The 25890-nt window shown below is 71.3% G+C and carries 26 protein-coding genes and 1 pseudogene; 18 read left to right on the forward strand and 9 right to left on the reverse strand.

The genetic code is table 11. The features are described from left to right. Nucleotides 1–1035, reverse strand: a complete 1035-nt coding sequence (locus ACIBJG_RS30360; RefSeq protein ID WP_399312371.1) for a LacI family DNA-binding transcriptional regulator — start codon at nt 1033–1035, stop codon at nt 1–3. A 400-nt stretch (nt 1036–1435) separates the two neighbouring features. Between ACIBJG_RS30360 and ACIBJG_RS30365 the strand changes: the two genes are divergently transcribed. The 8 genes from ACIBJG_RS30365 (at nt 1436) to ACIBJG_RS30400 (ending at nt 11948) form a co-directional block, all read left to right on the forward strand. Further along, on the forward strand, nt 1436–2722 hold the full coding sequence (locus ACIBJG_RS30365; RefSeq protein WP_399312297.1) for an ABC transporter substrate-binding protein: 1287 nt from the start codon (nt 1436–1438) through the stop codon (nt 2720–2722). A gap of 154 nt (nt 2723–2876) precedes the next feature. Next, on the forward strand, nt 2877–3746 hold the full coding sequence (locus ACIBJG_RS30370; protein WP_359081098.1) for a sugar ABC transporter permease: 870 nt from the start codon (nt 2877–2879) through the stop codon (nt 3744–3746). After that, on the forward strand, nt 3743–4603 hold the full coding sequence (locus ACIBJG_RS30375) for a carbohydrate ABC transporter permease (RefSeq protein ID WP_399312299.1): 861 nt from the start codon (nt 3743–3745) through the stop codon (nt 4601–4603). Before ACIBJG_RS30370 ends, ACIBJG_RS30375 begins: the two co-directional genes overlap by 4 nt. Before the next feature lie 47 nt (nt 4604–4650). Next, complete coding sequence (locus tag ACIBJG_RS30380; RefSeq protein WP_399312302.1) at nt 4651–5907, forward strand: glycosyl hydrolase; 1257 nt, start codon at nt 4651–4653, stop codon at nt 5905–5907. Between the two features lie 54 nt (nt 5908–5961). After that, nucleotides 5962–8991, forward strand: a complete 3030-nt coding sequence (locus ACIBJG_RS30385; RefSeq protein WP_399312303.1) for an alpha-mannosidase — start codon at nt 5962–5964, stop codon at nt 8989–8991. A 364-nt stretch (nt 8992–9355) separates the two neighbouring features. Beyond that, on the forward strand, nt 9356–9559 hold the full coding sequence (locus ACIBJG_RS30390) for a cold-shock protein (RefSeq protein ID WP_015609674.1): 204 nt from the start codon (nt 9356–9358) through the stop codon (nt 9557–9559). 423 nt (nt 9560–9982) lie between these two features. Continuing rightward, nucleotides 9983–11581: a DEAD/DEAH box helicase gene (locus tag ACIBJG_RS30395; protein ID WP_399312305.1), complete on the forward strand. Its 1599-nt coding sequence runs from the start codon at nt 9983–9985 to the stop codon at nt 11579–11581. 55 nt (nt 11582–11636) lie between these two features. Then, a complete protein-coding gene (locus ACIBJG_RS30400; protein WP_399312307.1) occupies nt 11637–11948 on the forward strand; it encodes an SCO5918 family protein in 312 nt (103 codons plus the stop codon). 78 nt (nt 11949–12026) lie between these two features. Here ACIBJG_RS30400 and crcB (ACIBJG_RS30405) read toward each other — a convergent pair whose 3' ends face one another. From crcB (ACIBJG_RS30405) to crcB (ACIBJG_RS30415), 3 genes are read right to left on the reverse strand one after another with little or no spacing between them, the layout of a single operon-like run. Further along, nucleotides 12027–12401 carry a fluoride efflux transporter CrcB gene (gene crcB, locus ACIBJG_RS30405; RefSeq protein WP_399312308.1) on the reverse strand — a complete coding sequence of 125 codons (375 nt, stop codon included), beginning with the start codon at nt 12399–12401 and terminating at the stop codon, nt 12027–12029. Further along, a complete protein-coding gene (locus ACIBJG_RS30410) occupies nt 12398–12751 on the reverse strand; it encodes a DUF190 domain-containing protein (RefSeq protein ID WP_399312310.1) in 354 nt (117 codons plus the stop codon). Before ACIBJG_RS30410 ends, crcB (ACIBJG_RS30405) begins: the two co-directional genes overlap by 4 nt. Beyond that, complete coding sequence (gene crcB, locus ACIBJG_RS30415) at nt 12748–13164, reverse strand: fluoride efflux transporter CrcB (protein WP_399312312.1); 417 nt, start codon at nt 13162–13164, stop codon at nt 12748–12750. Before crcB (ACIBJG_RS30415) ends, ACIBJG_RS30410 begins: the two co-directional genes overlap by 4 nt. Before the next feature lie 193 nt (nt 13165–13357). Between crcB (ACIBJG_RS30415) and ACIBJG_RS30420 the strand changes: the two genes are divergently transcribed. The 4 genes and pseudogenes from ACIBJG_RS30420 to ACIBJG_RS30435 form a co-directional block, all read left to right on the forward strand. Beyond that, nucleotides 13358–14905, forward strand: a complete 1548-nt coding sequence (locus ACIBJG_RS30420; RefSeq protein ID WP_399312374.1) for a hypothetical protein — start codon at nt 13358–13360, stop codon at nt 14903–14905. Nucleotides 14906–15028: 123 nt separating this feature from the next. Continuing rightward, nucleotides 15029–15796, forward strand: a complete 768-nt coding sequence (locus ACIBJG_RS30425; RefSeq protein ID WP_399312314.1) for a peptidoglycan recognition protein — start codon at nt 15029–15031, stop codon at nt 15794–15796. 57 nt (nt 15797–15853) lie between these two features. Continuing rightward, nucleotides 15854–16459 (forward strand): GNAT family N-acetyltransferase, encoded by a 606-nt coding sequence (locus ACIBJG_RS30430; protein WP_399312316.1) that lies wholly within the window; start codon nt 15854–15856, stop codon nt 16457–16459. A gap of 139 nt (nt 16460–16598) precedes the next feature. Continuing rightward, nucleotides 16599–17405: pseudogene (locus tag ACIBJG_RS30435) on the forward strand (MMPL family transporter); the annotation flags it as partial. Between the two features lie 112 nt (nt 17406–17517). Here ACIBJG_RS30435 and ACIBJG_RS30440 read toward each other — a convergent pair. Beyond that, a complete protein-coding gene (locus ACIBJG_RS30440) occupies nt 17518–17856 on the reverse strand; it encodes a P-II family nitrogen regulator (RefSeq protein WP_399312318.1) in 339 nt (112 codons plus the stop codon). Continuing rightward, nucleotides 17853–19178 carry an ammonium transporter gene (locus ACIBJG_RS30445; protein ID WP_399312320.1) on the reverse strand — a complete coding sequence of 442 codons (1326 nt, stop codon included), beginning with the start codon at nt 19176–19178 and terminating at the stop codon, nt 17853–17855. The genes ACIBJG_RS30440 and ACIBJG_RS30445 overlap by 4 nt, the downstream gene beginning before the upstream one ends. A gap of 175 nt (nt 19179–19353) precedes the next feature. Here ACIBJG_RS30445 and ACIBJG_RS30450 point away from each other — a divergent pair, with 175 nt between their 5' ends. Both ACIBJG_RS30450 and ACIBJG_RS30455 read left to right on the forward strand, forming a co-directional pair. Further along, nucleotides 19354–19767 carry a PadR family transcriptional regulator gene (locus ACIBJG_RS30450; protein ID WP_399312322.1) on the forward strand — a complete coding sequence of 138 codons (414 nt, stop codon included), beginning with the start codon at nt 19354–19356 and terminating at the stop codon, nt 19765–19767. Continuing rightward, on the forward strand, nt 19754–20341 hold the full coding sequence (locus tag ACIBJG_RS30455; RefSeq protein WP_399312324.1) for an HAAS signaling domain-containing protein: 588 nt from the start codon (nt 19754–19756) through the stop codon (nt 20339–20341). Before ACIBJG_RS30450 ends, ACIBJG_RS30455 begins: the two co-directional genes overlap by 14 nt. Before the next feature lie 199 nt (nt 20342–20540). Here the strand turns inward: ACIBJG_RS30455 and ACIBJG_RS30460 are convergent, their stop codons facing one another. Next, nucleotides 20541–20927: a cytidine deaminase gene (locus ACIBJG_RS30460; RefSeq protein WP_399312325.1), complete on the reverse strand. Its 387-nt coding sequence runs from the start codon at nt 20925–20927 to the stop codon at nt 20541–20543. 115 nt (nt 20928–21042) lie between these two features. On the opposite strand from ACIBJG_RS30460, the gene ACIBJG_RS30465 reads away from it, so the two are divergent. Both ACIBJG_RS30465 and ACIBJG_RS30470 read left to right on the forward strand, forming a co-directional pair. Next, entirely contained in the window at nt 21043–21945 is a 903-nt protein-coding gene (locus ACIBJG_RS30465; protein ID WP_399312327.1) for a helix-turn-helix domain-containing protein, read from the forward strand. 125 nt (nt 21946–22070) lie between these two features. Beyond that, on the forward strand, nt 22071–23042 hold the full coding sequence (locus tag ACIBJG_RS30470; RefSeq protein WP_399312329.1) for a hypothetical protein: 972 nt from the start codon (nt 22071–22073) through the stop codon (nt 23040–23042). Nucleotides 23043–23097: 55 nt separating this feature from the next. On the opposite strand, the gene ACIBJG_RS30475 is transcribed toward ACIBJG_RS30470, so the two are convergent. Further along, nucleotides 23098–23532 (reverse strand): organic hydroperoxide resistance protein, encoded by a 435-nt coding sequence (locus ACIBJG_RS30475; RefSeq protein WP_399312330.1) that lies wholly within the window; start codon nt 23530–23532, stop codon nt 23098–23100. A gap of 155 nt (nt 23533–23687) precedes the next feature. Between ACIBJG_RS30475 and ACIBJG_RS30480 the strand changes: the two genes are divergently transcribed. Continuing rightward, nucleotides 23688–24464, forward strand: coding sequence for a polysaccharide deacetylase family protein (locus ACIBJG_RS30480; RefSeq protein WP_399312332.1), 777 nt, complete (start codon nt 23688–23690; stop codon nt 24462–24464). A gap of 11 nt (nt 24465–24475) precedes the next feature. On the opposite strand, the gene ACIBJG_RS30485 is transcribed toward ACIBJG_RS30480, so the two are convergent. Next, nucleotides 24476–25297: a helix-turn-helix domain-containing protein gene (locus ACIBJG_RS30485; protein WP_399312334.1), complete on the reverse strand. Its 822-nt coding sequence runs from the start codon at nt 25295–25297 to the stop codon at nt 24476–24478. A 147-nt stretch (nt 25298–25444) separates the two neighbouring features. On the opposite strand from ACIBJG_RS30485, the gene ACIBJG_RS30490 reads away from it, so the two are divergent. Continuing rightward, the gene (locus ACIBJG_RS30490; protein WP_399312336.1) at nt 25445–25843 is read left to right on the forward strand and encodes an SRPBCC family protein; all 399 of its coding nucleotides are present in this window, start codon (nt 25445–25447) and stop codon (nt 25841–25843) included. The last annotated feature ends 47 nt before the right edge of the window (nt 25844–25890 follow it).

Consider the following 25890-nt stretch of genomic DNA (forward strand, 5'->3'; position numbering starts at 1 on the left):
TCAGCGCGCGTCGTCCCCGCCGCTCCGCGCGGGCGCCGTGCTGCCCCGCTCGATCAGCCGGGGCAGCGGCACCTGAACGGTGCGCGTCGCGCCGCCGTCGAGCAGTGCGGTCAGCTCCCGCGCCGCGAGCCGGCCGAAGGCGACCGTGTCCCGGGACAGCGCGGTGAGCCACGGCGCGGTGAGCCGGCAGAGCGCCGAGTCCTCCCAGGAGACGACCGAGACGTCACCCGGGACCTGGAGGCCGAGGCCCGCCGTGACCGCCACCCCGGCCGCGGCCATCACGTCGTTGTCGTAGATGAGGGCGGTCGGCGGGTGGGTCTGCTCCAGTACCCGGCGGGTCACGGCCGCGCCCTCGGTGTCGGAGTAGTCCGTGGTCACCGAGTGCGCCTCGGTCAGACCGCGCCGGTCGGCCTCGACGCGCAGGGACCTGATGCGCCGGTCGGTGTGCGCGAGCGAGGGGAGGCCGGCGATGTGCACGATGCGCCGGTGACCCAGTTCGTGCAGCCGGCCGACGATGGCGGCCATGGCTCCCGCGTCGTCGGCGCGCACCTGTGAGAGGCCCGGGTGGGGGCCGGTGTCGGTGCCGGGGAGGGCCCCGATGACGACACCGTGCAGGCCCAGTTCGTCCAGCAGGGCGACGCGGGGGTCGTCGGTGCGGGGGTCGACGACGAGCACCCCGTCGACCCGGTGCTCGGCCCACCAGCGCCGGTAGACGGCGCACTCGGCCGCCACGTCCTCCACCACCTGGAACAGCAGGCCGAGTTGGCGCTCGGCCAGGACCTCCTGGATGCCGGAGATCAGCTGCAGGAAGAACGAGTCCACGCCCAGGTTGGCCGCCGGCCGGGCCACGACGAGCCCCACGGTGGCCGACCCCTCGCCCGACAGCGCGCGGGCGGCGGTGCTCGGCCGCCAGCCCAACTGCTCGGCCACGCGACGGACTCGGTCGCGGGTGATCTCCGAGACGCCCGGACGGTCGTTGAGCGCGAAGGAGACGGCGCTCTCCGAGACACCGGCCCGTTGCGCGATGTCCTTCATCGTCGGCCGGCGCGCCGGTACGCGTCTGGTCGAAGTGTCCCCGGCCGGCGGCCGCTTCGGTGTCACCCGGTGCCTCTTTCCCTGCGTTCCCTGTGGCGCTCGTCGGGTTCGCTCGCCCCCGGGGGCATCGTAGGCGTTCGCGAACCATTGGTCGAGTGATGTGGCGAAGCAACTAAAGCGCTTGAGCTGAGTGTACCTAAAGCGCATTAGTCATTGATCTTGAATGTACTGCATCATGGCTTTGACCTGCATGTATGCTGTTGAGCAGTGCAAATTTTCGGTGAATGTATTGACTTTCGACCAGGCTCATTGCAGGGTCTGCTGGGCGAACGCAGCCGACGGGTCCCGCACCCCCGGTTCGCCGTCCGCACGCCTGGTCCGAGCAAAGGAGCCGTTCACCGTGCGCATCTCCCGCAGGGCAGTCGTCACTGCCGCCGTCCTCGCAACCGTCCTGCCGTTGAGTGCGTGTGGCGGTGGGTCCGGATCGGGCTCGTCCGACGCCTCCGGCAAGGTCGAAGGCAAGATCACCTTCCAGACCTGGAACCTGCAGGCGAACTTCAAGGACTACTTCAACGGTGTGATCGGGGACTTCGAGAAGAAGTACCCGGGCACCGAGGTCAAGTGGGTGGACCGGCCCGGCGAGGGCTACGCGGACAAGATCAGCGCGGACGCGGCCGGCGGCACCCTGCCGGACGTCGTCAACGTGTCACCGGACCTGGTGGCCCCCCTGGCCAAGGCGGGCATCGCGCTGGACCTCGACAAGGCGGCCCCGCAGTACCGCAAGGAGTACCTGGACGGCGCCTGGAAGGCCCATCAGATACCGGGCACCGAGGGGACGTACGCCTTCCCCTGGTACCTCAACACCGGGCCGATGTTCTACAACAAGAGCCTCCTCAGGGATGCCGGACTCGACCCGGAGAAGCCCCCGACCACTTACGACCAGGTCTTCGCGGACGGTCTGAAGCTGGCCGAGAAGAGCAACGGCAAGGTCGCCACGCTCGCCAACGTGCCCACCATCGAGGACTTCGGCCGCTACGGCGGACAGCTGATGAACAAGGAGGGCACGGGATTCGCCTTCAACGACGCCAAGGGCATCGAACTCCTCACGCACTACAAGGAGTTGTACGACGCCAAGGCGCTCGACCCGCAGGCCCTGACCGCGACCCCCGAGTCGTCCGGCCACAAGTTCCTCACCGGTTCGGTGGCGATGAACCCCGGCAGCGCGCTGGACCTGGCCAACTTCAAGAAGCAGGCCCCGAGCCTCTACAAGAACATCGGGATCACCGACCAGGTCAGCAGCACCGGCAAGGCCAACATGTACGTCATGGGCGTCATGGTGAACGCGCAGACCAAGCAGAAGCCCGCCGCCGTCGCCTTCGCCCACTACATGACCGACGCGACGCGGCAGATGGACTTCGCCAAGCAGGTCGCCATCTTCCCGAGCACCGCCGGCTCCCTCGACGACCCGTACTTCACGAAGGAGGACGGCACGGACGAGACCCGTGTACGGGTGGCCGCCGCCAAGTCCCTGAAGACGGCGGTCAATTACACGCCGGTCCTGTTCAGCGAGCAGATGAAGACTGAGCTGCGCAACCAGATCGCCAAGGCGCTGCAAGGAAAGCAGGGCCCCAAGGAAGCTCTTGACAACGCTGTCAAGGCCTGTGACCGGCTGTTGCAGCAGAGCTGAGCTGAGCTTTTCCGTGAACTCCTCCACCCCCACCCCCGCGAAGTCCCGCACCGGGGCAGCCCGCACCGGAGCCCCGGCGAGCACGCCGGGGCCCGGCGCGGCGGACAGGGCGGCCCGGCGCACCCGCCCCGGCAGCCGCCGGCCCACCGGCCGGATCAGCCGCCATCTGCCCCTCAGCCCCTGGTTGTTCGCGGCGCCCGGACTCATCGTGGTCGGCGCCTTCAGCCTCTTCCCGTTCTTCAGCACACTGGTCAACGCCTTCACCGACCGGCGGACCCTGATCCCGGGCAAGTTCGTGGGCCTCGCGAACTTCCAGGAGCTGCTGCACGACGAGATGTTCTGGATCGGGCTGCGCAACAGCGCGCTGTACGTCCTCGGAGTCGTGCCCGCACTCGTCATCCTGCCGTTGCTGCTGGCGATGCTCGTCCAGCGGCACATCCCCGGCATCTCGTTCTTCCGGTCGGCCTTCTACACGCCGGTCGTCGCCTCCATCGTCGTCGTCGGCCTGATCTGGGTCTGGATGCTCGACGACCGCGGGCTGATCAACGCGCTCCTGGAGGCCGTGGGCATCGGCAAGGTCGGTTTCCTCAGCGACCAGTGGCTGCTGCTGGGCAGCGCGATGACGGTCACGGTCTGGAAGGGCCTCGGCTACTACATGATCATTTACCTGGCCGCGCTGGCGAACGTCCCGCGGGAGCTGCACGAGGCCGCGTCCGTGGACGGCGCCGGAGTCGTGCGCCGCTTCTTCACCGTCACCGTCCCCGCCATCCGCTCCACCATGGTGCTGGTCGCGGCACTGTCCTCGGTCTCGGCCTTCAAGGTCTTCTCCGAGGTCTACCTGATGGCCGGCCCCTCCGGCGGTCCGGCCGGCGAGGACACCACCCTGGTGATGCTCGTCCAGCGGGTGGGCACCGGACTGACCGGGCGGGTCGGTTACGCCTCCGCCATCTCGGTCGTCATTTTCGTCGTCACCGTCGGCCTGATGCTGCTGGTGCTCCGCGCCGACCGCAAGGAGGACGCGTGAGCTTCCTGAAGACCACCGATGCCGAAGGCCGCCGCATCGCTCCCTGGCAGCTGGTCCTGCGCTACGTGCTGCTGCTCGCCGTACTGGTGCTGACCGTAGGACCGTTCCTGTGGCAGCTCTCGACCTCGCTGAAGGGCCCGAACGAGGACATCTTCAGCTCACCGCCGAAGTTCCTCCCCAGCGACCCGACCCTGGGCAACTACAGCAGGGTCGCCGACACCATCCCGGTGTGGGACTACGCGTTCAACTCGCTGAAGGTCGCCGCGGCCAACGTGGTCACCAACTGCGTGGGCGCCGCACTGGCGGGCTACGCGCTGGCCCGGCTGCGCTACCGGGGCCGCAGGGCCGCGACGCTGGCGTTCATCCTCGCCATGCTCGTACCCGTCGAGGGCATCATCATCGCCCAGTTCACCACCATGCGTGATCTGGGCCTGAACAACACCCTGCTCGGTGTGCTGCTGCCCGGATCGATCGGGGCGATGAACGTCCTGCTGATGCGCAACGCCTTCCTGAACCTCCCCGAGGAGGTGGAGGAAGCGGCGTTCGTGGACGGCGCCAACGTCTGGCAGCGCTTCCTGCGGATCGCGCTGCCGTCGGTCAAGGGCACCCTCGCCGTCGTCGCGATCTTCGCCTTCATGGGCTCGTGGGACGACTTCCTGTGGCCGCTGATCGTCCTCAGCGACCCGGAGAACTTCACCCTGACCATCGGGCTGAACTATCTGCACGGCACGTTCGCGAACGACGAACGGCTCGTCGCCGCGGGCACGATCATCGCCGTGCTCCCGCTCATCGTGCTGTTCGCCGGGCTGCAGCGCTTCTTCTTCCGAGGTGTCGGCGAAGGCGCCGTCAAGGGCTGACCGATCCCCGCCTCCCCCCGCACCACAGAACCAGGACCGTGTTCCGTATGAGCTCCTCCCCCCTGCGCTTCGGCGCCAACTACACGCCCAGCGAAGGCTGGTTCCACCACTGGCTGGACTTCGACCTCGACTCCGTACGAGCCGACCTGGACTCGATCGCGGGTCTCGGCCTCGACCACATCCGGGTCTTCCCGCTCTGGCCCCTCTTCCAGCCGAACCGCACCCTGATCCGCCCGCGCGCCGTCGAGCAGCTCGTCCAGCTCGCCGACGCCGCCGCCGAACGCGGGCTCGACGTCAGCGTGGACGGGCTCCAGGGGCACCTGTCGAGCTTCGACTTCCTGCCCGCCTGGACCGGCACCTGGCACCGGCGCAACCTCTTCACCGACCCCGACGTGGTCGCCGGTCAGGCCGAGTACCTGCGCACGCTGGCCGCCGCCCTCGCCGACCGGCCGCACTTCATCGGGATGACCCTCGGCAACGAGATCAACCAGTTCTCCGGCGACCCGCACCCCGACCCGGACCGCATCACCCCCGAGCAGGCGGGCGCCTGGCTGAACCGGATGCTCGAAGCCTGTGAGGAGGGGGCGCCCGGCAAGCTCCATCTGCACGCCGAGTACGACGCCACCTGGTACCAGGACGACCACGCCTTCACCCCCGCGCACGCGGCCCGGACCGGGGCCGTCACCGCCGTGCACTCCTGGGTCTTCAACGGCACCGCCCAGCGCCACGGCCGCACCGGCACGGCCACCGAGCACCACGCCGCCTACCTGATCGAACTCTCCAAGGCCTGGGCGCTCGACCCGCACCGGCCGGTCTGGCTCCAGGAGGTCGGCGCCCCCGCCCCGCTGATCCCCGCCGAGCACGCCGCCGCTTTCACGGAGGCGACCGTCGAGAACGCCCTGGACTGCGAGGACGTGTGGGGCGTCACCTGGTGGTGCTCGCACGACGTATCCCGCTCGCTGGCCGACTTCCCCGAACTGGAGTACAGCCTCGGCCTGTTGACCAACGACCGGCAGGTCAAACCGGCCGGCCGGTCCATCGCCCGGATCGTCGAGGAGCACCGCGGCCGGACCCGCAGCCCCGCCCCCCGGACCACCGCCGTCATCGTCGACGCCGGCGACGACGACGCGACCGCGCCCCACCGCTCGGTGTGCGCCCCCGGCGGTCCCGTCTTCGAAACCTTCGCCCGGCTCACCGCGGACGGCGTCCGCCCCACCACCGTCCTCGCAAGCAACGCCGACAACGCGCAGCACCTCGCCGCACGGGGTATCACCGACGTACTGACACCGGAGCAGGTCCGCTGATCCTGCCCCCGCACCACCGGACACCCCGCACCCACCTCACAACGGAGCCCCCTCATGCACGACGACCGCAGCCTGGTCGAAGCCCGTCTGAAGCGCGTCCTCGACGAGCGCATCCGGCCGGCCGTATACCCGGAATCCGTCCCGCTGGACGTCGCCGTCTGGAACGCGCCGGGTGAGCCCGTGCCCGTCGCGGAGGGCCTGGCCGGTGCCACCGAGCCGATCGCGGTCGGCGACCGGTGGGGTGCTCCGTGGGGCACCTGCTGGTTCCGGGTCTCCGGTACGGTCCCCGAGGCCTGGGCCGGCCGGACCGTCGAGGCGCTGCTCGACCTCGGCTTCGACGAGAACATGCCGGGGTTCCAGTGCGAGGGCCTCGTCTACCGTCCCGACGGCACCCCGGTGAAGGGCCTCAACCCGCGCAACCAGTGGGTGCGTGTGGGCGCTCCGGCGGCCGGCGGCGAGGAAGTGCTGCTGCACATCGAGGCGGCGTCCAACCCGGTCATCCTCGACTACCACCCCTTCCTGCCGACCACGCTCGGCGACAAGGACACCGCGGGCGACGAGCCGCAGTACACCCTCGCCCGGATGGACCTCGCCGTCTTCGACGAGCACGTGTGGAACCTCGTCCAGGACCTGGAGGTGCTGGGTGAGCTGATGCAGGAACTGCCCGTCGACGGTGCCCGGCGCTGGGACATCCTGCGCGCCATCGGCCGCGCCCTGGACGCGGTCGACCTCCAGGACGTCAACGGCACCGCGGCCGCCGCACGCGCGCAGCTCGCCGAGGTCCTCGCGACCCCCGCCCAGCCGTCCGCGCACCGCATCAGCGCCGTCGGCCACGCGCACATCGACTCCGCCTGGCTGTGGCCGCTGCGTGAGACGGTCCGCAAGGTGGCCCGTACGACGTCCAACATGACCGCGCTCCTGGAGGACGAGCCCGACTTCGTCTTCGCGATGTCGCAGGCCCAGCAGTTCGCCTGGATCAAGGAGCACCGCCCCGAGGTCTACGCCAAGGTCAAGAAGGCCGTGGCCGAGGGACGGTTCGTGCCGTCCGGCGGAATGTGGGTCGAGTCCGACACGAACATGCCCGGATCCGAGGCCATGGCCCGCCAGTTCGTGCACGGCAAGCGTTTCTTCCTCGACGAGTTCGGCATCGAGAACGACGAGGCGTGGCTGCCCGACACCTTCGGCTTCGCGGCCGGTCTGCCGCAGATCATCAAGGCCGCGGGCTCCAAGTGGCTGCTCACGCAGAAGATCTCGTGGAGCCAGACCAACAAGTTCCCGCACCACACCTTCCAGTGGGAGGGCATCGACGGCACCCGGATCTTCACGCACTTCCCGCCCGTCGACACGTACAACTGCTCGATGAAGGGCAGCGAGATCGCCCACGCGGCGAAGAACTTCAAGGACAAGGGTGTCGCCCAGCACTCCCTCGCCCCGACCGGCTGGGGCGACGGCGGTGGCGGCACCACCCGCGAGATGATCGCCAAGGCCGCCAGGATGCGGAGCCTGGAGGGCTCGGCGACGGTGACGTGGGAGACGCCCACCGACTTCTTCACCAAGGCGGAGGCGGAGTACCCGAACGCTCCCGTGTGGGTCGGCGAGCTCTACCTGGAGCTGCACCGGGCCACGCTCACCAGCCAGGCGAAGACGAAGCAGGGCAACCGCCGCAGCGAGCACCTGCTGCGCGAGGCCGAGCTGTGGGCCGCCACCGCTGCGGTCCGGACCGGAACCGCCTATCCGTACGAGCAACTGGACCGCATCTGGAAGACGGTCCTGCTGCACCAGTTCCACGACATCCTGCCCGGCTCGTCGATCGCCTGGGTGCACCGCGAGGCGGAGAAGACGTACGCGGCCGTCGCCGAGGAGCTGAACGGCATCATCGACGCCGCCCAGCGGGCCCTGGCCGGTGACTCCGCGACGGGCGAGGTCCTCGTCTTCAACTCCGCCCCGCACGCGCGCGGCGGCGTCGGCGCCGGTGCGGCGACGGCCGTCCCCGCCGTCAGCGCCCCGGCCCCCGCCCCGCGCGAGGGCGGCGGCTACGTGCTGGACAACGGGCTGCTCCGGGTGGAGATCGACGCCCGCGGACTGGTCGTGTCGGCTTACGACATCGGCGCCGAGCGCGAGAGCGTCGCGCCGGGGCTGGCCGCGAACCTGCTGCAGATCCACCCGGACTTCCCGAACATGTGGGACGCGTGGGACGTCGATGAGTTCTACCGCAACACCGTCACCGACCTGACGGACCTCGACGAGCTCACCCCCGTCGAGGCCGGCGGCGCCGCCTCCGTACGGATCGTCCGCAGCTTCGGCGACTCGAAGGTCACCCAGCTGCTGACCCTCGCACCGGGCACCAAGCGGCTCGACATCGACACCGAGGTCGACTGGCACGAGACGGAGAAGTTCCTCAAGGCGGCCTTCCCCCTGGACGTCCACGCCGAGCGGTACGCCTCCGAGACGCAGTTCGGGCACTTCTACCGGGCCACCCACACCAACACGAGCTGGGAGGCCGCCAAGTTCGAGGCCTGCAACCACCGCTTCGTCCACCTGGAGGAGCCGGGCTGGGGCGTGGCACTCGTCAACGACTCGACGTACGGCCACGACGTGACCCGTACCGTCCGCGACTCCGACGCCGGTACGACGACCACCGTGCGGGTCTCGCTGCTGCGCGCCCCCCGCTTCCCCGACCCGGAGACCGACCAGGGTGTCCACCGCTTCGGGCACGCGCTGGTCCCCGGTGCGGCGATCGGCGACGCGGTCCGCGAGGGCTTCCGCATCAACCTGCCGGAGCGCCGGGTGACCGGCGGCGGCGAGGTGGCCGCGCTGGTGGCCGTCGACAACGACGCGGTCGTCGTGAGCGCGGTCAAGCTGGCGGACGACGCGAGCGGCGACCTCGTGGTGCGCGTCTACGAGTCGACGGGCGGCCGTGCCAAGGTCCGGCTCGCCACCGGCTTCGAGGCCGGCGGCGTGGCGGTGTGCGACCTGCTGGAGCGGCCGCTGGCCGATGCGGAGACGCCTGAACTCCGCGACAGTGGGGTGCAGTTGGCGCTGCGACCCTTCGAGCTGGTCACGCTCAGGTTCGCGCGCGGCTGACCTGTGCGCTCTCCCCCCGGCCCCGGTCCGGGGGGAGGGCGGGGCGCCGGGCCCCGGGCTCCGTAGCACGGAGCGACGAATATCTGTAGCCGCAAGCACAGAATTTTATGCAATGCCCGGTGAAGGTTTATGACGCGCCGGACGGAGCGAAATTACTTGCCGCGCCCGCTCGCATTCATTGTGCTACTGTAGATCTCAGTTGCAGTTGTGGTTCCCAAAGACTCCAAGTGCTCTCCTCAGCTAAATGGGCTGGTGGGTGCGCTTTTGTATTTTCCGGTTCATTATCCGGATGGGGTAATCATCGCGGCGACGTGGGACTGGCACAGTGCGAGTCCCCGGGCTCTGCCCCAGAAGGAGATAAAACATGGCTACTGGCACCGTCAAGTGGTTCAACGCGGAAAAGGGCTTCGGCTTCATCGAGCAGGATGGTGGCGGCGCTGACGTCTTCGCCCACTACTCGAACATCGCCGCCAGCGGCTTCCGTGAGCTGCAGGAGGGCCAGAAGGTGAACTTCGACGTCACGCAGGGCCAGAAGGGCCCGCAGGCGGAGAACATCACCCCCGCGTGAATCCGATGACACCGGCGCTTACGCGCTGAGTGAGCATCCACAGCTGGGGCCCGCACCTTGGGTGCGGGCCCCAGCTCGTTGCTTTTCCCGGGTCCGCCCCCGTGCACGCCGTGCCGGTACCACCGCCACGAGCCGCCGGGGAAGCGCACAGGACCCACGCTCCACACCGTGCGGCGGACGATCCGCCATGGCTCCCGGACCACCGGTCCGCCGGAGCCCCGTGACGAGACCAGCAGGACCGCATCCCGGCCCGGCTCGTCCGTCATTGCGAAGCGCCGGACCCGGCTCTGCCGGGCCCGTATCGGCTCAAGACCGGCTGCCGGGCTTCGTTCACGTATGCCAACGGCCCGTTCTTGCGATTCTTGTGCCGCTCGTCGCCGCAATGAATTCCTCGATACGCGCCATATCGAGGAAAGGTTCTGTATGAACCGCGATCGCACAACTCGTTCCAATGACCGTTTCGCCCGTACCACCCGCGGCGGTGGAGCCACCGGTTCCGGCGGCTCCCGCTCGGGCGGCGGCTTCCGCTCGCAGGCCCCGGGCCGCCAGGGCGGCGGGCAGGGACGCTTCGGCGCTCCGGCCCAGCGCTCCGGTGGTGGCGGTGGCTACGGCCGCCGCCCCGCGGCCAAGCAGGGCGAGTTCGCCCTGCCGAAGACGATCACGCCGGGACTGCCCGCCGTCGAGGCCTTCGCCGATCTGGACATGCCCGCGCCCCTGCTGGCGGCGCTCGCCACCGAGGGCGTCACCCTGCCGTTCCCGATCCAGGCGGCCACGCTGCCGAACTCGCTCGCCGGCCGTGACGTGCTCGGCCGCGGCCGCACCGGCTCCGGCAAGACGCTCGCGTTCGGACTGGCCCTGCTGGCCCGCATCGAGGGACGGCGCGCCGAGGCCCGCCGCCCGCTGGCCCTGATCCTCGTGCCCACCCGGGAACTGGCCCAGCAGGTCACCGACGCGCTCACCCCGTACGCCCGCTCGCTCAAGCTGCGGATGGCCACCGTCGTCGGCGGCATGTCGATCGGCCGGCAGTCCGCCGCGCTGCGTGGCGGCTCCGAGGTCGTCGTCGCCACTCCGGGCCGGCTCAAGGACCTGATCGAGCGCGGCGACTGCAACCTGGACCGGGTCTCCATCACCGTCCTGGACGAGGCCGACCAGATGGCCGACATGGGCTTCATGCCGCAGGTCACCGAGCTGCTCGACCAGGTGCAGCCGGAGGGCCAGCGGATGCTGTTCTCGGCGACCCTGGACCGTAACGTCGACCTGCTGGTCCGCCGCTACCTGCACGACCCGGTCGTCCACTCGGTCGACCCGGCCGCCGGTGCGGTGACGACGATGGAGCACCACGTGCTCTACGTCCGCGGCGCCGACAAGTACGCCACGACGACGGAGATCGCCGCCCGCGACGGCCGGGTGATCATGTTCCTCGACACCAAGCACGCCGTGGACAAGCTCACCGACCACCTGCTCAGCAGCGGTGTACGGGCGGCGGCGCTGCACGGCGGGAAGTCCCAGCCGCAGCGCACCCGGACCCTGACGCGCTTCAAGACCGGACACGTCACGGTGCTGGTCGCCACGAACGTCGCGGCGCGCGGCATCCACGTCGACAACCTCGACCTGGTCGTCAACGTCGATCCGCCGAGCGACCACAAGGACTACCTGCACCGCGGCGGCCGCACCGCCCGCGCCGGTGAGTCCGGCAGTGTCGTCACGCTGGTGCTGCCCAACCAGCGCCGCGAGATGACGCGCCTGATGTCCGACGCCGGGATCACCCCGCAGATCGCCGAGGTCCGCTCCGGCGAGGCCGAGCTGAGCCGGATCACCGGTGCGCAGGCGCCCTCGGGCATCCCCGTCACCATCACCTCGCCGGCATCCGAGCGCCCCAAGGGCGGCTCCTCCTCGCGCGGCCGGCGCAGCCGCCCGGCCCAGGCGCGTCGCTCGTCGTCGTCCTCGTCGTCGGCACCGTCCTCCTCCCAGCCGCGGGGCGGTGGCGCACCGCGCCGCGCAGCCGGCGGCCGCGCCGCCTGACCGACCGATTCCCGCGTTCCCGCCCGGTTCCGTACCCCGACCCCGTTGAGGCACTATGCGCTGCGTCATCGCCCGTTTCCCGTTCGACCTGTTCAAGCACGAGGTCGAGGAATCGATGAAGGGCATCAAGCCCGAACCCGTCACCGGGGAATCGGTGATCATCAGCCGTCGTGTGTACCCCGTCAAGCAGGTGGGCGAGGTCATCACCCGGCAGGACCGCCGCGACTTCTCGGCCGGTGAGGTGACCAGGGCGCTCTCGCGTCTCGGCTTCACCTGCCGGTCCGTCCCGGCCCCCGCCGCGCCCGTGGTGCTCAGCCCCCTGGAAGCGGCTTCGGCAGCGCTGGGGTCGCCCGGCCAGGACGTCTGAGCCGCACCGTCACACACACCGAGGCCCGGTCTCCCCGAGAGGGAGGCCGGGCCTCGGCGCGTGCGGCGTGCGGCCGTCTCAGGTCCAGAGCGCCTCGGCGAGCGTGACACCGGCGAACGCCGCGCCGAGACCCACGACCACGCTCGCCACCGCGTTGGCCGCCGCGTAGAACCGTGCCCCGCCCTCGGCCAGCCGCAGCGTCTCGTAACTGAACGTCGAGTACGTGGTCAGCGCCCCGCAGAGCCCCGTGCCGAGCAGCAGCTGCAGGTGCGAGGACGCGGCGCCGGCCGCCACCGCGCCGGTCAGCAGGCCCAGCACCAGGCAGCCGCTCACGTTCACCGTGAAGGTCCCCCACGGGAAGACGGTGTCGTGCCTCGCCTGCACCGCCCGGTCGGTCAGATACCGCAGCGGGGCGCCGACCGCCGCGCCGACGATCACCAGCAGCCAGTTCAACGGGGCTCCCCGGGATCCCGTCCCGGGCGGACGATCTCGCAGGCGTCCAGGGTGACCGGGCCGTCGCCCGTCAGTTCGGCGATCAGCGGCAGGAACGCACGGACCTTCGCCTCCGTGTCCACGATCACCACCGCCACGGGCAGGTCCTCGCTGAGCGACAGCAGCCGCTGGGTGTGGATCATCGAGGACGCACCGAAGCCCTCGATCCCCCGGAACACACTGGCCCCCGACAGTCCCGCCGCGTGCGCCCGGTGCACGATCTCCGTGCAGACGGGCCGGTGGTGCCAGGTGTCGGACTCGCCGACCAGGACGGTCAGCCGCAGGCCCGGTGCTGTGTCCGGCGTCGTCATGTCTGCCTCCACGCGAGTGCGCGGCGTGTCAGCCACACCGCACTCCACACCGCCGCGAGGGCCGCGAGCAGTGTCAGGCCCAGATACGCCAGACCGGTACGGACCCGGCCCCCGTCCACGAGACGCTCGATGTCCACGGCGTACGTGGAGAACGTGGTGAACCCGCCCAGCACCCCCGTACCGAAGAACGGCCGCACCAGGCGGTGGGCCGGCCACGCCTCGCTGATCACCACCATGAACACCCCGATCACCGCACAGCCGACGACGTTCACCACGAGGGTCGTCCACGGGAATCCGCCCGTCGCGGTGGGCCACAGCAGCGTGGCCCCGTAGCGGGCGGACGCGCCCGTCGCGCCGCCGAGCGCGACCACCGCGACGACGGCGGTCTGCGGGGTGCGGAACTTCGTGGACACACGTCTCCTGCCGGCCTGGGCGCGCTCTCCCCAGAATATCGCCCGTGTGCCGCGGGGCGGGTTGTCCTAGGGTTGCCGGGTGTATGCCAGCGGGGAGTCGCAGACAGCAGTGGGGGACACCGGACGGGGCCGCGTCCTCCGGGAGCGGAACGGTGAGCAGGAAGGCCCGGATCCGTGGTGGCGGCGGTACCGGGTGCCGGTCGTCGCCGTGGCCGTCGTGATTCCGCTCTATGCCGTGTGGGCGGCCGTCCTGGCCACCGGCGGCGGTGACCTCGCCGCGCAGCTGGCCTGGTCGGGGTTCACCGCCCGCCACCCGGGCGCGGCCTACAACCTCTCCTGGTACGGGGGGATGCACACGGCCAACTACAGCGTCTTCTCCTCGTACGTGATGGCCTTCTTCGGCGTCCGGGCGGTGTCCGTGGCCGCCGGGATCGCGGCCACCTGGCTGATGGCCCTGCTCTTCGTGCGCAAGGGGGTGCCGCACGCCGTCCTTCCCGCGGTCCTGGCCGCGCTCACCCTGTGGTGCAACGTCGCGTCGGGGCGTACGACCTTCGCGCTCGGCGTCGCCATCGGGCTCGTCGCCTGCCTGTACGTCCACCGATCGGTGACCGCCGTGGTGGCCGGGGCACTGGCGACCATGGCCAGTCCGGTCGCGGGGCTGTTCCTCGTGGTGGCGGGGGCGGCGTACCTCCTGGACCGGCAGTGGCGCAGGGGTGCGGTGCTGATGGTGCCGTTCTTCGCGGTCGTGGGCGCCACCACGGTGCTCTTCCCGTTCGAGGGCGAACAGCCCATGCACGCCAACAGACTGTGGATGCCGATCGTCGTCTGTGCCGTCCTCGCGGTCGCGGCGCCGTTGGGCCGGGAATGGCGTCTGCTGCGGTACGGCGCCGTGGTGTACGCCGTCGGCGTGCTCCTCACGTTCCTCATCGCCTCCCCGATCGGGACGAACGTGGAGCGGCTGCTCGGACTCGTCGCGGTGCCCGTGCTGTTGACGGCGGTCCTCGCGCTCGTCCGGGAGAAGGCGTGGGCGCGGGCCGCCATGATGGCGGTGGCCCTCGTGCTGTCCGCCAACTGGCTGGTCGACAAGACCGTGGACGACCTCCAGGTGTCCACCGCCGTGCCGTCCTGGGCGTCCCGCACCGAGGGCGTTGTCGGCGAGCTGCACCGCCTCGACGCCGATCTCGGCCGCGTGGAGGTCGTCCCGGCCCGCAACCACCGCGAGGCGGCCGTGCTCGCGCCGCACGTGAACATGGCGCGTGGCTGGAACCGCCAGCTCGACGTCGAACGGGGGCGGCTCTTCTACGACGGGTCGCTGTCCCCCGCCGACTACCGGGCCTGGCTGGACCGGTGGGCCGTGGGCTACGTGGTGCTGCACCACGGGCAGCCGGACGGTCCCGCCGAGGCCGAGGCGGCGCTGGTCAGGGCAGGGCAGCCCTGGCTGAAGCGGGTGTGGCAGGACGACGGGTGGTCGATCTACCGGGTGCGGGGCGCGAAGCCGCTGGTGGAGGCCCCCGCCGAGGTCGTACGCCTCGACGACGCGGAGCTGGTGGTGCGGATGCCCGAGGCGGGTTCGGTGACCGTCCGTCTCGCCCATTCGCCGTGGCTGCGGGTGCGCGGCGTCGAGGGCGCCACCGGGGGCTGCCTGCGGCAGGACGGCGAGTGGACGCGGCTGACCGTGCCGAGGGGCGGGACGTACCGGCTGGACTCGGCGTACCGGCTGCCGCGTCACGGGGGCTGCTGAAGCGGCGTACGGGCGAAAGGCCCTTGGACGGCCCGCCACGCCCGGCGCGCGGTCCGGACCAGCGGTTTCACCCGATCGGCCACCGCATCTGCGCGCCGGGCGGTCAGGCCGCAGGGTGGTCCCATGTGGCACCGATACCGACTCTGGCCGGCCGCCGCGGTCCTCCCGCTCACCCTTCTGATGCTGCGGGACGCCCCGGTGCGCCTCGTGCTGCCCCCGCCGCCTGACGCCCCGGTGCACGAGCGGGCGCGCGGGGTGCCGCAGCCGACGATCGTCACCCGGGCGGGCTGGCACGCGAACGAGAGGATGGTGCGGGAGCACGCGGTCTACACGGGCGCCGTGCGGGCGGTCTTCATCCATCACACGGGGGAGTCCAACACCTACGACTGCGCGGACGTGCCGCGCATGCTGCGGTCGGTGGAGGAGGCCCACATCAAGGGCAACGGCTGGGACGACATCGGCTACAACTTCCTCGTCGACCGGTGCGGCACGATCTACGAGGGCCGGGCCGGCGGCATCACGCGGCAGGTCCGCGGGGCGCACACCAGCGGCTTCAACGCCGACAGCGTGGGCATAGCCGTGCTGGGCAACTACGGGCGCGGGGCCAAGGTGCCGAAGGCCATCGTCCGGGCGCTGGCCGAGGTGGCCGCGTGGAAGCTGCGGCCCGGGTCCGATCCGCGCGGCACGGTGCGGCTGGTCTCGACGAACGACGCGAGCAGGTACCCGAAGGGCAAGGCGGCCGTGCTGCACGTCATCTCGGGCCACCGCGACGCGTACCAGACCAACTGTCCCGGCGAGGCGCTGTACGCGGAGCTGCCCGCGATACGGACCGCGGCGGCGGCCCTGCGCGAGGTGCGGACGGGCACGGAGGACGCGGAGACCCCCCACTGAGTTTCGTACTAGTACATAGATCTTTTCTGTCTAGTTCGAATGGGTTAGCATTCCGGCATGCCTGCCACGACCCCGCTCCCCGTGACCCTGACCGGCCGCCACGTCCGCGTCGAGCCGCTGTCCCCGGACCACCTCGACGACCTCTTCGCCGCCGGCGGCGGTGACGACGAGGTCTGGCGCTGGCAGGGCGGACCGACCCCGCACACCCCGGAGGAGCTCGGCGAGAAGCTCGCGGACCTGCTCGCGGCCGCACGGCGCGGGACGTACGTCCCGTTCGCCGTCATCCACCGCGCGAGCGGCCGGGCGGTCGGCTGGACCACCTACATGGACGTCGACGCGGCCGACGAACGCCTGGAGATCGGCTCGACGTGGTACGGCCGCGCCCACTGGCGCTCGGCGGTCAACACCGAGACGAAGCTTCTCCTGATCGGCCACGCCTTCGGCGAACTGGGTATGGGACGCGTGCAGTTGAAGACGGACCACCTCAACGTCCGCTCGCAGGAAGCGATCGCGCGGCTCGGCGCCCGGCGCGAAGGGGTGCTGCGACGCCACCGCCGGCGTCCCGACGGCACCTGGCGCGACACGGTCTACTTCTCGCTGCTCGCCGACGAGTGGCCCGAGGCGAGGGCCCGCCTGGAAGCCCGCCTGGAAGCCGGCATCTGACCGCACTTCGTCCGGTACGCGGCCCACCTCCGACGCCGTTACGGGGGATGGCCCCGGGGCCGTGTCCACCGGCCGGTGGACACCGGGTTCCACCGGGCGGGGCTGCCGGGGGGAGGGCCCCGCGAACCAGCATGGACGCATGAGAATGCGACCCGTACGTATGGCCCGTTGGAGCGCCCGGCACCCGTGGCGCGCGATCGTCGGCTGGTTCGTCTTCGTGCTGCTGTGCCTCGGCGCGGGCATCGCCGCCGGCAACAACCCGGCCACCACCAAGGACTTCTGGGTCGGCGAGGCGGGCCACGCCGAGTCGATGGCCACCGACGGCAGCCTCCAGCGCCGGCCCACCGAGCACGTCCTGATCCGCGCCAGGTCCGGCCCCCTGGACACGGAACGGGCCACCGCCGCGGCCCGTGACCTCACCGCCCGGATGGACGCGCTGCCCGAGGTGGACCGGGTGGTGCCGCCCGTCCGGTCGAAGGACGGCACGGCCCTGCGGGTGACCATAGTCATGAACGGCGCCGAACTCGACGCCAAGAAGAACGTCGTCCCGCTCCTCGACCGGACCGCGCAGGTGGCCGCCGCCCACCCGGACCTCGTCGTGGAGGAGACCGGTTCGCCCGCCATCAGCAAGGGCGTCAACGACCAGCGCGGGGACGACCTCGCACTGTCCGAGCGCCTCTCCCTGCCGGTGACGCTCGTCATCCTGCTCGTCGTGTTCGGCTCCGTCGTCATGGCCGGGGTGCCGCTGCTGCCGGCCCTCTCCTCGATCGCCGCGACGATGGGCCTGGCCATGCTGGCCTCGCACCTGATGCCCGACCCCGGCGTCGGGACCAACGTGATCCTGCTCATGGGGCTCGCGGTCGGCGTCGACTACACGCTCTTCTACCTCAAGCGCGAACGCGAGGAACGGGCCCGCGCGGCCGGCCGGCTCAGCCCCGAGGTGCTGCGGGCCGCTCCGCCGAGGCGACGGCGAGGGCGGTGCAGTCTCGGTGCTGTGGCGGGGCCTGTGCCGAGTGCCTGTGCCGAGGGCCTGTGCCGAGTGCCTGCGGGCCCCGGCCCTACAGCGCGTCCGGCCCGCGCTCACCCGTGCGGACCCGCACCACCACGTCGACCGGCTGCATCCACACCTTGCCGTCGCCGATGCGGTCGGTGCGGGCGGCGCGCACGATCGCGTCGATGACCGGTTCGGCCTCCGGGTCCGCGACGACGACCTCGACGCGGACCTTGGGGACCAGGTCGACCCGGTACTCGGCGCCCCGGTACACCTCGGTGTGGCCGTGCTGTCGCCCGTAGCCGCTGGCCTCGGTGACGGTGAGGCCCTGCACGCCCAGTTCCCGCAGCGCGGTCTTCACCTCGTCGAGGCGGTGCGGTCTGACGACGGCGGTGATGAGCTTCATGAGGCGGAGTTCCTGTCCTTGGGGAGCGGCGTCGGCCGGGCGGGTACGGCCTGCGGAGCGCCATGACCCAGGGCGCCGTGATCGTAGGCGCTCTCCGCGTGCAGTGTCTGGTCGAGGCCGGTGAGCTCCTCGTCCGCGGAGGCGCGCAGGCCCATGAACCGGTCGACGGCCTTGCCGATTCCGTACGTCATGAGGAAGGTGTACGCGGCCACGGCCAGGACGGCGACGGCCTGCCGGGAGAGCTGGCCGAACCCGCCCCCGTACAACAGGCCTTCCGCGCCGCCGGTCATCGTGGCCGTCGCGAACAGGCCGATGAGCAGGGTGCCGACGATGCCGCCGACGAAGTGCACGCCGACGACGTCCAGCGAGTCGTCGTAGCCGAAGCGGAACTTCCACGCGACCGCGTACGAGCAGAGGACGCCCGCGGTCAGGCCGACGGCGGCGCCGCCCAGGATGCCCACCGTGCCGCACGCGGGGGTGATCGCGACCAGCCCGGCGACCGCGCCCGAGGCGGCGCCGAAGGTGGTGGGGTGGCCGTCGCGCTTCTGCTCGACGAAGAGCCAGCCGAGCAGTCCGGTGCAGCCGGCGACCAGGGTGTTGAGGACCGAGGCGGCCGCCAGGCCGTTCGCGCCGAGTGCGGAGCCGCCGTTGAAGCCGAGCCAGCCGAACCAGAGCAGTCCGGCGCCGAGCATCACCATGGGCAGGTTGTGCGGACGCATCGCGTCCTTCTTGAACCCGATGCGCGGCCCCACGACGAGCGCGAGCGCCAGTCCGGACGCCCCGGACGCGATCTCCACGACCAGCCCGCCGGCGAAGTCGAGCGCGCCCAGCGCGTCCTTGATCCAGCCGCCGGGGCCCCACACCCAGTGCGCGACGGGGGCGTAGACGAGCAGCGTCCACACGGGCACGAGGACGAGCCACGCGGCGAACCTCGTACGGTCCGCGATCGCACCGCTGATCAGTGCGGCGGTGACGATGGCGAAGGTCAGCTGGAACGTGGTGAACAGCAGGGTCGGCACACTGCCGGTCACGCTGTCGGGTCCGATGCCGGCCATGCCGACGTGCCGCAGATCCCCGACGAGCCCGCCGAACGCGTCGTCGCCGAAGGCCAGCGAGTACCCGGCGAGCAGCCAGACGACGGTGACGAGAGCGATCGAGACGAAGCTCATCATCAGCATGTTGAGTACGTTCTTCGTCCGGACCATGCCGCCGTAGAAGAGCGCGAGCCCGGGTGTCATCAGCAGGACGAGTGCGGTGGCGGCGAGCAGCCAGGCGGTGTCACCTGTGTCGATGCCGGCCGCGGCCACGGTCGCGGGGGTCACGGGGGAGTCCCTCCTCGGGGCGCGTGCGGTGCGGGCGACTGAGAGCGTGACCGGTGAGCGTTTCGTCGGAGGGCCCGGGATGTTTCCGCCGTATTTCATTGCGTGGGGGTTGCCGAAATCTCACGGCCGCGGATGTCCGCACGGGTAGCTTGCGCCGTCTGGTACATTGCATTGCATGGAACCCGGTAAGGCAAGTGGTGAGGCGGGCGGCCGGACCTCGGGCCGGATCGAGAGCCAGCTGCTCAAGGGAGTGCTGGAGTACTGCGTCCTCGCGCTGATGCGGGACGAGGCGAAGTACGGGGTGCAGCTGCTGCGCGAACTGGAGGAGACGGGCGCCCTGGCGACCGGCCAGGGCACGGTCTATCCCCTGCTGTCACGGCTGCGGCGGGAGGAGCTCGTCCTCACGACGTGGCGGGAGTCGACGTCGGGTCCGCCCCGGCGCTACTACGAACTGTCCGAGGCCGGTCATGCCGCCCTCGCCCGCTTCACCGCCGTCTGGCCGGGATTCCGGCACGCCGTCGACCACCTCGTCATGCCGGGCAAGGGGCTCGGTGCGCACACGGAAGGGCACCACCTTGAAGACCGATGAAACGCTGACGCGCGACTACCTGGCGGCAGTCGAACGCGAGACGTCGACGCTGCCGGCCGCGGCCCGCCAGGAGCTCATCGCCGACCTCGGTGAGCACATCGAGGTCGCCCTCGCCGAACGGCCGGGCAGCGTGCGCGAGATCCTGCAGGAGGTGGGCGACCCGCGCGCCATCGCCGCGACGGCCCTCCAGGAACTCGGCGCGACTCCGGCCGCGCAGCCCCGCAAGCCCGGCCGCCGCCGCTCCCCGGCCTGGCTGCCGCTCGCGCTCCTGTTGGCGGGCGACGTGCTGCCGTACCTCGGGGGAATAGCCCTCAGCTGGATCGCCTTCGCGGTCAGGGCCGCCGCCGTCGTGATCGTGTGCCGGGCGCGCTACTGGACGGTGTCCCAGAAGTGGACCGGCCTGGCCATGACCGTCTTCATCCCGGTGGCCACCCACATCATCTGGTACTTCTCGCCCGTCCACCACCAGGGAAGTGCGGCGGAGTCGGTGGCGCGCTGGATACTCGTCGCCCTGGTGTTCCTCGTGACGCTGGCCGGTTGCGGATGGCTGTGGCGCAACAGGCGCCGCGCGTAGTCACGCGCGCGGGGCGATGAGCCGTCGGGACGCCCTCGGCGTCCTGGACCTCCGCGCGTAGTCACGCGCGGGGCGATGTCGCAGCCCCGTGCTTGACTCCCGGCCATGGACGAACGGGAGTGGAACACATCCGGCCGGCCCGCACCGCGGCCGGCCGGGCCGACGGCGGAGCCGTCCTGGGTGGACCGGGTCGTCGCCGTCACCGGTTGGGCACCTCCGCGAGGGAGCGCGCCTGCCAGCGCGTCGGATCGCCGTCCTCCGGTACCGCGACCTCCACCGCCGGGCCCCAGAGCGCCAGCCGCTCCTGGCAGATGCCGCACGGGGGGAGGATGAGGACCCGGCTCCGTTCGAGGTCCCGGCAGACGCAGGCGGAGGCGACGACGGCACGGTCCTGCGTGAAGGCCTGGATGAAGGCGCCGGTCTCCTGGCAGAGGGCGACGGAACCGTGCAGGTTGTCCAGCCCGACGCTGGTGAGGATCCCGCCGTCGGCCAGCCGTACGGCGGCGGCGCCGCCGGGTTCACCCGGAGGCCAGCGTCGGTCCATGAGTTCCGTGGCGGCGTCGATGAGGGCTTGGTCGAGGCTCATGGGCCGGAGTCCGGCACGGCCCTTTCGGGCAGCGCGATGGGGTGGTGCCTGTTCCCGTGATCCGTACCCCGGCAGGGTGAGGCAGGGAATGCCGAGGATGCGCATACTCGGTGACATGAAGAAGCAGGGGCGACTCGCCGACTTCCTCCAGGCACGCAGAGCCCAACTGCAGCCCGAGGAAGTCGGGTTGCGGACGTACGGGGAGCGGCGCCGGGTGCCGGGGCTGCGGCGGGAGGAGCTTGCGCTGCTCGCCGGGATCAGCGCCCCCTACTACACCCGCCTCGAACAGGGGCAGTCGCACAACGCCTCCCCCGAGGTGCTCGACGCCCTCGCCGGTGCCCTTCGGCTGGACGGGCCGGAGCGGGCTCACCTGCACGCCCTGGCCCGCTCACCGAGAGGAACGAGAACCGCCGGCCGGTCGAGGGCCGAACGCGTCACCGAGGCCACCCGGTCGCTGCTGGCCGCCCTCGACAGCACACCCGCCATCGTCCTGGGCCGCCGCAGCGACGTGCTGGCCTGGAACCGTCAAGGACACGCGCTGTTCGCCGGCCATCTCGACCCGAGCAGTCCCGACGACCCGCGCCAACGGCCCAACATGGCACGGATGGTGTTCCTCGACGCACACACCCGCGAGCTGTACACGGACTGGCCGGCCAAGGCCGGGGCCGTGGTGGGCAACCTCCGCCTGACCGCCGGGCGGCACCCGGACGATCCGCAGCTCGCCGCCCTGATCGGTGAACTTGCCATGCGCAGCCCGGAGTTCGCCACGATGTGGGCGGATCACCGAATCCTGGCCTGCGGCACCGCCGACTACGGGATGCGTCACCCGCTGGTCGGGGCCCTCACCGTCACCCAGCAGACGTTGCAGAGCCCGCAGGGCGACGGTCCGGCCCTGGTGGTGGCCACGGCCACCCCCGGATCGCCCTCCGCGACCGCGCTGGCCCTGCTCGCTCACACCGTCGCGCCGCGGGAAACCACCGCGCCCCGGCTCGACGCGCACCCTCGCACCACCGGATGACCCCGGACGGCCCCTGAGCCGTTCGGCCCGCGCCCACCGGCCGGCGGCACGACCGCCCCCGGACGCGCCTCCATGACCCAGGCACCGCACCGCGGCTGCCCCCTGCCCGAAACCGGAGAAGAACCATGTCCAAGCGAGCCATCATGGCCACCGTGTCGGCCTTCCTCGCGGCCGCCGCGGCCCTCACCACGGCCGCACCGGCCGGCGCGACGCCCGGGAGCGGCGAGCCGCTGACCGACGTCCGTATCGCCCGCCATTTCGACCTGTCCGCGCGGCAGATGCCGGAGAACATCGCGTTGCTGCCCGACGGCTCGGCGTACGTCACCTTCGCCGGAGCCCGCCAGGTCGCCCGCGTCACTCCCCGTGGCGCGATCCGCGTCCTGGCCACGCTGCCCGCACCCGCCGACGGCGCAGACCACACACCCGTCCTCGGTTTCGCCCTGACCACCGGCATCGTCCGCGACGCGGACGGCACCGTGTACGTGCTGTACGCCACCGGTACGGCCGACCTGACGGGCCTGTGGCGGCTGCGTCCGGGACAGGACCCGCAGCGCATCGCCGCCCTGCCCGCGGACGGGCTGCCCAACGGGCTCGCTCTGGATGAGCGGAGCAAGCGGCTCTACATCACCGACTCCGTCCTTGGCACCGTGTGGACCGTCCCCACCACGGGCGGGACGCCCACCGCGTGGTCCACCGCGCCCGAACTCGCCTCGACCGGGTTCCTCGGCGCGAACGGTGCGAAGGTGCACGACGGCGCGCTGTGGGTGAGCAACCTCGACCGGGGTACCCTCCTGCGCATCCCCGTCCGCCCCGGCAACCGTGCCGGCGCACCCGAGGTGAAGGCATCCGGCCTCGTCGGCATCGACGACTTCGCCTTCACCGGCCGCGGCGACCAGGTCCTCGCCGCACTCAACGGCCCCAACGAGGTCGTGCGCATCCGGCCCGACGGCACCAGCACCACCGTCCTCGACGCCGCCGACGGGCTCCAGGGGCCCACGTCCATCGCCCTGCGCCGCGACAACGTGTACGTGCTCAGCGCCGCGTACACCGCCACCGACCCCAACCTGCTGCGGGCCCGCCTGAACACCCGCCGATGACATCCAGGCGGGCGGGGGACTCCTCGCCCGCCCGCATGGCGCCGCCGCCCTTGGCTTACACCTTCGCGCCGTTCACCACCAGCGTGACGTCGATGTTCCCGCGTGTGGCGTTGGAGTACGGGCACATCCGGTGTGCCGTGCGGACGAGGTCCGCACGCTGGCCGGGGTCTCCCACCGACGGGAGCAAGATGTCGAGTTCGACGGCCAGCCCGAACGTCCCGGCCCCGGTCGGGAGGAGAGCCACCCGTGAGTCGATCGCGGCGTCGTCCGCGTCGAGTTCCCTGCTCCGGCCCACCATCGACAGCACGGTCGCGAAGCAGGCGGCGTAGCCGATCGCGAACAACTGCTCGGGATTACCGCCCTCGCCGTCACCGCCCAGTTCCTTCGGCTGCCGCAGGTGCAACTCCAGTTGGCCGTCGCTCGTCCGCCCGTGGCCCCGGGTGCGGCCTCCGGTCACGTGCGCCTCTGCCGTGTAGATCGGCTTCGTCATGCCCGGAGCGCCCCTCGTCCGTCGCGGAATCCCTGCCTTTGTCGCCGGTCCCCTGCAGGTTTGTCCGCGATCGGTAACCGAGGCAGCCACCAAGGGGGTTCGTGTGTCTTGATGGGTGCACAGCATCGGTGGAGACGGCAAAAGGGGCGGGCGACATGGCAAGGCACAAGGGAAAGGGATGGCACGGCCGGCTTCTCGCAGCAGCGCTCGGAGTGACCGCTCTGGCCGCGGCGACCTCCGTGTGGACCGCGCAGGCCGGCACCGTAGCGGCCGGTCAGCGGGCAGGTGTCTCGTCGCCCGAGGCCAAGCCCCAGGAGCAGGTGACCAAGGTGGCCGCGGACATCGCGCACGCCTCGGACCGCGGTGCCAAGGGCGTCAACATCACCATCGACGACGGACCTGACCCGACGTGGACGCCTCAGGTGCTTCAACTGCTGAAGGACAGCGGCGTGAAGGCCACCTTCTGCATGGTCGGCACGCAGGCCCAGGCGTATCCGAACCTCGTCAAGGAGGTCGTGGCGGACGGCCACCGGCTGTGCAACCACACGGTCTCGCACGACACCGGCATGGACAAGAAGTCCGAGGCCTACCAGGCCAAGGAGATCCTGGACGCCGAGCGCATGATCACCAAGGCATCCGGCGGTGTCCGGCCGCAGTACTACCGCGCCCCGGGCGGCGCCTTCACCCCGTACAGCCGACAGCTCGCCGCCTCGCGGGGCATGCGACCGCTGGGCTGGAACGTGGACACCAAGGACTTCGAGCACCCCGGTGTGGCCACCATCGTCGCCACCGTCAAGAGCGAGATCTCCAGCGGGCCGACCGTCCTCTTCCACGACGCCGGAGGGGACCGCTCCCAGACCCTGGCCGCGCTGCGCGAGGTGCTGCCCTGGCTGCGGGAGCAGGGGTTCGCCTACGGCTTCCCCGTACGGTGAGTGACACCTTGTCAGGCTGACTGCGGGGCGAGGAGCCGCCGCAGTGCCGTCGGCGTGTGGCCGAGGTACTGGCGCATCGTCCGGCAGAGATGGGCCTGGTCGGAGAAGCCCAGGTCGGCGGCGAGGGTGGCGAGACTGTCCTCGCCCGCGTCCAGCCGGTCGAGGGCCCGGCCGATACGGACCCGGTTGCGGTAGCGGGTCAGCGACACTCCCAGTTCGCGGGTGAAGGAGCGGCTCAGGCGGTACGGCGAGACGCCGAGGAGCTCCGCGAGCGGCAGCAGCCCCTCGGACGCGGGGTGGGCCGCACCGATCGCATGCCGGGCCGCGGCGACGAGCGAGGCCTCGTCCCGGCCGGGACGGGCGCCGGCCGGCACGGCTCCGTCGACGGCCCGGCCGACGGTGGCGGAGAGCAGGCCGAGGAGTTCCTCGGTCACCGCATGGTCCACGTCACCGGTGCGGGCGGACGCGAGGACGCGGCGGTGGGCCAGATCGAGCCGGGCGCCCACGTACACGCTCGACCGGGCGGGGCGGGCGTCCTCACCCGCCACGACCCTCCACAGCGCGGGTGTCAGGCTGATCGATGTGCACGCGTCGCCCCCGCCCGCCGGATGCGCGAAGCGCTCCTCCTCGCCCGGGACCCCGAGGTAGGCCATCGTCAGGTCGACCTCGGCCGGTACGCCGCCTGTCTGCCTGCGGAACCGGCCCCTGCGCACGAGCACCACCCGGTAGTCCGCGCGGACCTCCGCCGGTGACCAGCGGGTGTGGTCGTCCCGGCAGTTCACCGCGGTGATGCTGAAGTCGGGCCGGGCGGCGAGGACGGTGGAGGTGAGCACTCCTGAACGCTACGCCGGGGGTCGGACAGTGGCCCGCGCAAGAATCTTCAAGACCGGGACGGGGGCCGGCCAGCAGGCTGAGCGCTGTCGCACTTCGCGCTGCTCCACCGCCGACGCCCGAGCAGTCACCCGACTGGAGAAGACCACATGGCTCACATCCGCAAGGAATTCCTGATCGACAACGCCCCGGAGAGCGTCTGGGAGGCTCTGCGCGACGTCGGAGCCGTACACGAGCGCCTGGCGCCGGGCTTCGTCACCGACACCCGCATGGAGGCGGACGTGAGGATCGTGACGTTCGCGAACGGTGCCGTCGTACACGAACTGGTCGTCGACATCGATGACGAGGCCCGCCGGGTGGCCTACGCGGTGGTCGGCGGCTCCATGGCGCCGAAGCACCATCACGCCTCCATGCAGGTCGTCGCCGAGACCGGCGGGCGCAGCCGCTTCGTCTGGACGACCGACGTGACGCCCGACGAACTGGCAGGCCCCATCGGCGAGATGGTCGAGCAGGGGTCGCTCGTCATGCAGGAGGCGCTGAACGCGTAGGGGCCCGCAGGCGGCGCGTATCCGTCAGCCGGTCCGGACGACCGGGC

Source organism: Streptomyces sp. NPDC050422 (assembly GCF_044458665.1).
Classification (GTDB): domain Bacteria; phylum Actinomycetota; class Actinomycetes; order Streptomycetales; family Streptomycetaceae; genus Streptomyces.

Coding starts and splice junctions, on each gene's coding strand:
- ACIBJG_RS30360 (WP_399312371.1), bottom strand. CDS start 1,035: ATGAAGGACATCGCGCAACGGGCCGGTGTCTCGGAGAGCGCCGTCTCC.
- ACIBJG_RS30380 (WP_399312302.1), top strand. CDS start 4,651: ATGAGCTCCTCCCCCCTGCGCTTCGGCGCCAACTACACGCCCAGCGAA.
- ACIBJG_RS30385 (WP_399312303.1), top strand. CDS start 5,962: ATGCACGACGACCGCAGCCTGGTCGAAGCCCGTCTGAAGCGCGTCCTC.
- ACIBJG_RS30390 (WP_015609674.1), top strand. CDS start 9,356: ATGGCTACTGGCACCGTCAAGTGGTTCAACGCGGAAAAGGGCTTCGGC.
- ACIBJG_RS30395 (WP_399312305.1), top strand. CDS start 9,983: ATGAACCGCGATCGCACAACTCGTTCCAATGACCGTTTCGCCCGTACC.
- ACIBJG_RS30400 (WP_399312307.1), top strand. CDS start 11,637: ATGCGCTGCGTCATCGCCCGTTTCCCGTTCGACCTGTTCAAGCACGAG.
- ACIBJG_RS30410 (WP_399312310.1), bottom strand. CDS start 12,751: ATGACGACGCCGGACACAGCACCGGGCCTGCGGCTGACCGTCCTGGTC.
- ACIBJG_RS30425 (WP_399312314.1), top strand. CDS start 15,029: ATGTGGCACCGATACCGACTCTGGCCGGCCGCCGCGGTCCTCCCGCTC.
- ACIBJG_RS30430 (WP_399312316.1), top strand. CDS start 15,854: ATGCCTGCCACGACCCCGCTCCCCGTGACCCTGACCGGCCGCCACGTC.
- ACIBJG_RS30440 (WP_399312318.1), bottom strand. CDS start 17,856: ATGAAGCTCATCACCGCCGTCGTCAGACCGCACCGCCTCGACGAGGTG.
- ACIBJG_RS30450 (WP_399312322.1), top strand. CDS start 19,354: ATGGAACCCGGTAAGGCAAGTGGTGAGGCGGGCGGCCGGACCTCGGGC.
- ACIBJG_RS30460 (WP_399312325.1), bottom strand. CDS start 20,927: ATGAGCCTCGACCAAGCCCTCATCGACGCCGCCACGGAACTCATGGAC.
- ACIBJG_RS30465 (WP_399312327.1), top strand. CDS start 21,043: ATGAAGAAGCAGGGGCGACTCGCCGACTTCCTCCAGGCACGCAGAGCC.
- ACIBJG_RS30470 (WP_399312329.1), top strand. CDS start 22,071: ATGTCCAAGCGAGCCATCATGGCCACCGTGTCGGCCTTCCTCGCGGCC.
- ACIBJG_RS30475 (WP_399312330.1), bottom strand. CDS start 23,532: ATGACGAAGCCGATCTACACGGCAGAGGCGCACGTGACCGGAGGCCGC.
- ACIBJG_RS30480 (WP_399312332.1), top strand. CDS start 23,688: ATGGCAAGGCACAAGGGAAAGGGATGGCACGGCCGGCTTCTCGCAGCA.
- ACIBJG_RS30490 (WP_399312336.1), top strand. CDS start 25,445: ATGGCTCACATCCGCAAGGAATTCCTGATCGACAACGCCCCGGAGAGC.